The sequence below is a fragment of the Longitalea luteola genome (genome assembly GCF_017356035.1).
Lineage (GTDB): Bacteria > Bacteroidota > Bacteroidia > Chitinophagales > Chitinophagaceae > Niastella > Niastella luteola.
This window is the reverse complement of sequence record NZ_JAFIQX010000026.1, coordinates 1-6339: the sequence shown is the minus strand read 5'-3', so window position 1 is coordinate 6339 and position 6339 is coordinate 1. Positions and strand designations below refer to the sequence as shown.

4 protein-coding genes are annotated in these 6339 nt (G+C 41.3%); all 4 read left to right on the top strand.

Translation table 11 applies throughout. From position 1 onward, the window contains the following. On the top strand, positions 1-180 hold a 180-nt coding region (locus tag JUB15_RS28190), incomplete at its 5' end, for a hypothetical protein (RefSeq protein ID WP_207516102.1). Positions 181-407: 227 nt separating this feature from the next. After that, on the top strand, positions 408-4196 hold the full coding sequence (locus tag JUB15_RS28185) for a DUF5977 domain-containing protein (protein ID WP_207516101.1): 3789 nt from the start codon (positions 408-410) through the stop codon (positions 4194-4196). Between the two features lie 24 nt (positions 4197-4220). Further along, complete coding sequence (locus tag JUB15_RS28180) at positions 4221-4778, top strand: hypothetical protein (RefSeq protein WP_207516100.1); 558 nt, start codon at positions 4221-4223, stop codon at positions 4776-4778. Between the two features lie 23 nt (positions 4779-4801). Further along, on the top strand, positions 4802-6339 hold a 1538-nt coding region (locus JUB15_RS28175; protein WP_207516099.1), incomplete at its 3' end, for a DUF6443 domain-containing protein.

The following is a 6339-nucleotide window of genomic DNA, read 5'->3' as shown; positions in this document are numbered from 1 at the left end:
AGAGTTACCCGTAAAACCGACCTTGCTGCAGTTAATTTCCAGCCAGATACGGTAATCCGCAAAAGGCCTGTTGAAAAGAAACGTGAACACGGAAAAGATGTAAAAATCAAACCTGTTTCTTTCAGTAAAGACAGTGTTTTAAATACCAACTCCGTTCCCAATCGCTGGCGGAAGGACTAATCCCATTTCCATATCATCAATAAATTATTTTAATGACATGAAGCGGATTTGCCCAGGCTCCGAGAGATTTTTTTTCAGTTGAAAGCCCTAATTCATCCACACTTAAATCGAGTGTTGAATCGCCTGTAACTTTAAATACAGGCAAGGCCAATGTAAGTATACCCATCTATACCCTCAAAGAGAAAGACATTCAGGTGCCGATCGTACTTTCTCATAATACAAGCGGCGTGAAGCCTGATTTGCACCCGGGTTGGACAGGACTCAATTGGCATCTGCAGGCGGGAGGGTCTATCACCAGGAATATAAAGGGGATTCCAGATGAATTATACTGGAGAAATGATTTTGCGTTAACCATTGATGGACAAAACCAGGGGACTAATATTCTGCCCTATGGGTATGCGTACAATTACCCGATCAATAATACATCCGATTGGGACAATACGCAAAGAATCACCGACCTGGCAAAAGCGGGAAAAGAGCCCAATACTTTTTGGGTAGAAGCCGAACCGGATGAATATGTTTTTCAGTGTGGTGAATACTCAGGTAAGTTTTATATGGACCATAACGGATATGTTCGCGTGCAAAGCCGGCCTGATATAAAGGTAGAGGGATCTATTATTTATAACATTCCCTTATTTAATGATACGCTGCCATTAGATCCTAATAATTCAGCTTCGTATACTTCGGTGGATATACCATTCCACGTGAATGGCTACCCGGTTTACAGGTTTAACAGGTTGAAAAAAGCTATCTTAATGGGTTTTAAAATTACTACCCCCGATGGAATGCAATACGAATTTGGTATGTGGGGTAAAGATTATGATCCCGAAGATACCTTTGATGAGGTTGAATTCACCTCAAATATTTTTGATCAATTCCTCTTTGGTGAAATATTTACCACCTGGCACTTAAAAAAAATTATTGCACCCAATAAAGATGCGGTGGAGTTTTTTTATGAAAAAGGTAATCCTGTTTTGCAGGCAGGCCGTTCTTTTTCTTTCTATAGATCCGAAGGTAATGCTCCTGCCAAAGGGTTTTTGGGTTTTATTTTTGGCGATGTGTCGGCCTATACCAGCGAAGCCAAAGAAGAATTGAATGGAAGCTTTATCCGGCCTACGTATTTGAAAAGGATTGTTAGTAAAAATGTCATTGTTGAGTTTGAGGCCTCCGAGTCTAATGAACTAAAATACAATTACGAACCTCTCCTTTGGGAGATCCTGGACCGCAGCAGGTTTTACGATCGTGACTATTTTTCTCGATACTTTGCCAGGATAATGATTGGTACAGCATATCCCAATCCCGATCCAAACTATTTTCAACCCGGTATTATAAGTCATGGGAATAACGAATACAGTATCATAAGGGAAGATGATATGATAGAAGACCTTTATTTCAATAGATTGAAATGGCGAAAGCTGGATGCTATCAAAATTAGATCTGCCTTTGACAATGCAGTTATTGATGAATGGGCATTTGGGTACAATAATAAATCTACCGAAAGGTTGCAATTATTAAGCCTTCGGCAAAAAGGAAAAACTGCGCAAGGCCTGCCGCCATACACTTTTGAATATAATACCTCCGGAACATTGCCCGGTTATAATTCTTTTTTGATCGATCATTGGGGGTATTTTAATAACAGGTTTGCTCAGGTAAATACAGGTGACGAATCTTCTTTGATCAATTATAAAGGGTTGCGTGAACCTGTAGAGCAATATTTGTATATTGGAAGTTTAGAAAAGATCACTACACCTACCGGTGGTGTAAAGCAATTTTTATACGAGCCGAATAAGTATAAAAACATTGTAAAACGCAATTCGCTTACCGGTGCGTTTTACCTTGATGCCCTTTCTGGTGAAAAAACAGGGGCAGGGTTAAGAATCAGTCAAATCATTGAAAAATCTGGCAATGGGCCTGATATTGTTACAACGTATAAATATGGCGATGGAACCTTATTAGGCGATATTCAATATTATTGGCCAGACTACCAGGGCCGGTTGCTCAATGGCAATCAATATTCATCTACCCGTTTTGTTACAGAATCATTATTGCCTGTTTGTGAGCAGCCGGGAGGTGGCGTGGTTGCATACGAGCATGTTACCGAAGAGAAAGCCGGGAATGGTAAGACAGTGTATACTTACAGTGGCTTTGGTTCGAGTCCTGATATTCATGGCAATAGTATTGATGCCGAGAAATCACCTTATTCGCCGTTTACTTCAAAAAGCCTGGAAAGAGGCCTGCTGAAAGAGATTAAGGTATATGATAATAATGACCAGATTAACCCGGTATCGTATGAAACGTATGAGTATACTGCTAATCCCGGATTCAGTAATGATTTTATTCGATCGGTTTATTCTAAAGGAATATCGCTTTTTGGTGAAACAGTAACAAACGTAATAGAAGGTACTGCCTATAAACATTTCTTATATCCTTATCAGAATATAATTAAAACCAGCGGTATCCGGGACAAGAATACCGGTAAGTATCTTATTACTGTTGAAAACTTAACCTATGATACCGATCCGGTTCCCAATAATGACAACCAGTTAAAAGAAACGCTGCGCACAAACAGTAAAGGAGAGTCTATAAAGATCACGTACAGGCATCCTTTGGATTTCGTGGCACAGGCACCCTACACTACCATGGTAGAAAAGAATCAGGTGCAAGCCCTGGTTGAACAGGCGGAATATAAGAATGGGACCAGCTTTTTGCAATCCACCAGAACCAATTTCAATTATTGGGGCGATAATACCTGGGGCATAAATAATGCAAACAGTATTATTGTTCCTCAAACTATTGAACAGAAAGTATTAAATAATAATCCTGAAGTTAAACACCGCTACAGCTATTATGATTCCAGGGGAAATATACTTACCCAATCTAAAGAAAATGATTTTCCAAAAACCTATGTATGGGACTACAATAGATCCTTTCCCGTTGCTGAAGTGGTAAATGCAGACAAGAACGCAGTATATTATACATCTTTTGAAACAAGTTTTGTCGATGCCGAAGGCTCCGGTAACTGGTTTTGTGCATCATCGGCAATAACCGGCGATGCTTCTTCTCCTACCGGAAAAAGCTGCCTTAATTTGAGTGGTACTGTTGTTAATGCCTATGGTTTGAATAGTGGTAAAAGATACCGGCTGTCTTATTGGTACAAGAGCGGATCATCTGTCACTCCATCCATGGGTACGCACAGCAATATAATTACCGGCCCAACTAAAAATGGATGGACATATACTGAACGGGAAGTAACCGGCACGCAGCAATTGCAGTTAGCAGGAACCGGCTACATAGACGAACTGAGGCTGCATCCGGTAGAAGCACAGATGACCACTTATACCTATGACCCTTTGATAGGAATGACATCTTCATGCGATCAGAATAACCAGGTTACTTATTACGTGTATGATGACTTTGGAAGACTTTCGATGGTAAAGAACCATGATAACAATATCTTAAAAATGTATTGTTATAACTATCAGGGTCAGTTGGGTAACTGCTATACTCCAGTTCCGGATCCAGCCCCGCCGGTAGTTACTTATTACAGTGCGGATTGGAGTGGTGATTATTATTCGCAGTATTGTAGTGAAGGGGGTGAGCCTTTACCATTTTATGTAGATGCACCATTCGGATTGTACACCTCCACCGTATCGCAGGAAGAGGCAGACTACTGGGCCCAATACTACGCGCAGAGTGAGGCAGATGCATGGGGAGACTGTGGGCCGCCACAGATAGCAATTAGCTTTTTTGAGACTACCACTACCGATTTTTTTGTCAGCTTCTATAATCTTGAGTCAGGTCGGGGGTACCACTTCGACTCGTGGGAGACACAAGGAAATGGAACGCTCGGCTATATTCCTGCCGGCACTTATGACATTGTAATAACCGCTCATGAGGATCTGGGCTACCCTTTCAGTTTTAATGTGGCTTGCGGGCATTATAATTCCGGCCGTTTAACTGCTAATTTTTACAACGTTTCACTGAATAGCGGTTGCAACTATATAGAGATATATTAATCAAATACTTTAAACAGGTTTTTTATGATATATATATATTATTTCCTGGTGCTTACAGCTTTGTTTTCCTTCACGCTTATTGAAAGTATTTATAGGCAGCCACTGAAGAATATAAACGGAGAAAAGATCGAGCTCAGCCATTATAGGGGCAAAAAAATGCTTTTTGTTATTGTTCCTGTTACTGCATTAGATACTACTATATCTATTAATGATCTTTCCAGTTTACAGGAAAAATATTCGAATTCACTTGTTGTCTTTGGTATTCCATCAGAGGATGCCGGTTTTAAAAAAGGCGATGAGGAAAAAATTAAAAAAATATACAGTAGTAAACAGGGGAATTTTATTCTTACTGAAGGTATGAAGGTCAAAAAAGGTGCTGGGCAATCCGAATTACTGCAATGGTTAACTAACAAGGAGAAGAACCGGCATTTCGACCGGGATGTGCAGGGAGTTGGTGCCAAGTTTTTTGTAGATGAAATGGGTGAATTGTATGCGGTGATGGGGCCGCGGCTGAAGCTTACTGATCCTTTGACAGACCGGATTCTTTCCAAAGTAGAAAAACAGAATAACAATAAAAATTAGTTTCTTATCTAACTATTATATATATGAAGCAATTTGCTATACTTGGTATATTGCTGTTTTCCTTGTTGACGCCACTCATGCTGCCGGCTCAGGGAAATAATAAGAGCAATCCCATTGTTATGGGCACTTATGGAAATGGTAACCACGAATACCACGATCAAAGAAATAACAGCAGTTATGGCAATGACTATGGGGACGTGAGCCCGGATATCTTTTACAGTTTTACAGTGCAGGGTATGGCACGGATAAGCATTCAAACCTGCGCTTCCCGGTTTGATACCTACCTGCATCTCCTGAACAGTGCCGGGGACGCTATTGCCGTCAATAATAACGGTGGTCCGCTTTGCAATGGAGTACAGGCCTCTATTAATTACACCCTTCAGCCGGGTACTTATTACATTGTAGCAGAGGGCAGCGGTTCAGCTATCGGCACCATCTATCTTTCCGTATTTCTATCGGTTCAGGAATTTCCGACTGATCCGCGAAATTTTATTCGCACCTGGCAGGCAGCGGCGCCTGAAACAAGTGCCGCCACATTGAGTGATAAAGGACTGAGGGATGTAAAACAAACAGCTACTTATTATGATGGAATGGGAAGACCAGAGCAAACAGTGATAAAAAAAGGCTCTTTAAGCAGTACAGCTACTAATGATATAGTAACACCATTTGAGTACGATCAATTTGGAAGGGAGGTAAAAAGGCACCTGCCCTATGTAGCTTCAACTGGTGATGGAATGTATAAGACGAATGCATTAACACAACAACAGTCGTTTAATCAAAACTGGTATAGCAGCCAGGGAGAAAGTTATTTCTATAGTCAAACAACATACGAAGCATCTCCACTCAACCGGGTAGTTAAATCATCAGCGCCAGGGGTTAACTGGGCGGGAGCGAACAGGGGCGTTGGCAATGAGTATCTGCTGAATACTGCCGCAGATGATGTAAGGATATGGACAGTAACTGATGTTGCCAATGATTTTGGCGTTTACACCTCCACTTCTGCGTATGGAGATGAACAGTTAAATAAAAGTGTTACCATCGATGAGCAGAATAGAAAAATAATAGAGTATAAAGACAAAGATGGCCAGGTGATCTTGAAGAAAGCACAGTTAGCAGACAATCCATCGGCAGGTCATGCAGGCTGGCTTTGTACTTATTATATATATGATGATCTGAAGCGTCAAAGAGCAGTATTACAGCCCAAAGCAGTAGAACTGCTGGCTGGTAATGGCTGGCAATTGTCGGCAGATATATTAAATGAACTGGTGTTCTGCTATGAGTATGATGCACGGGGACGAATGACCATGAAGAAAGTGCCGGGCGCGGCTCCGTTATACATGGTATACGATAGTAGGGACAGGTTAGTAATGACTCAGGACGGAGCTTTAAGAAATGCGGGAAAATGGCTTGTAACCCGGTACGACGATTTAAACAGACCGATAGCTACAGGGTTATGGTTAAACGGTTCTTCGTTGGCCAGTCATCTGGCAGGCGCATTAAACAGTATATCTTATCCAGATGTAAGTACAGGGTGGGAACTGCTTACAGAAACACACTACGA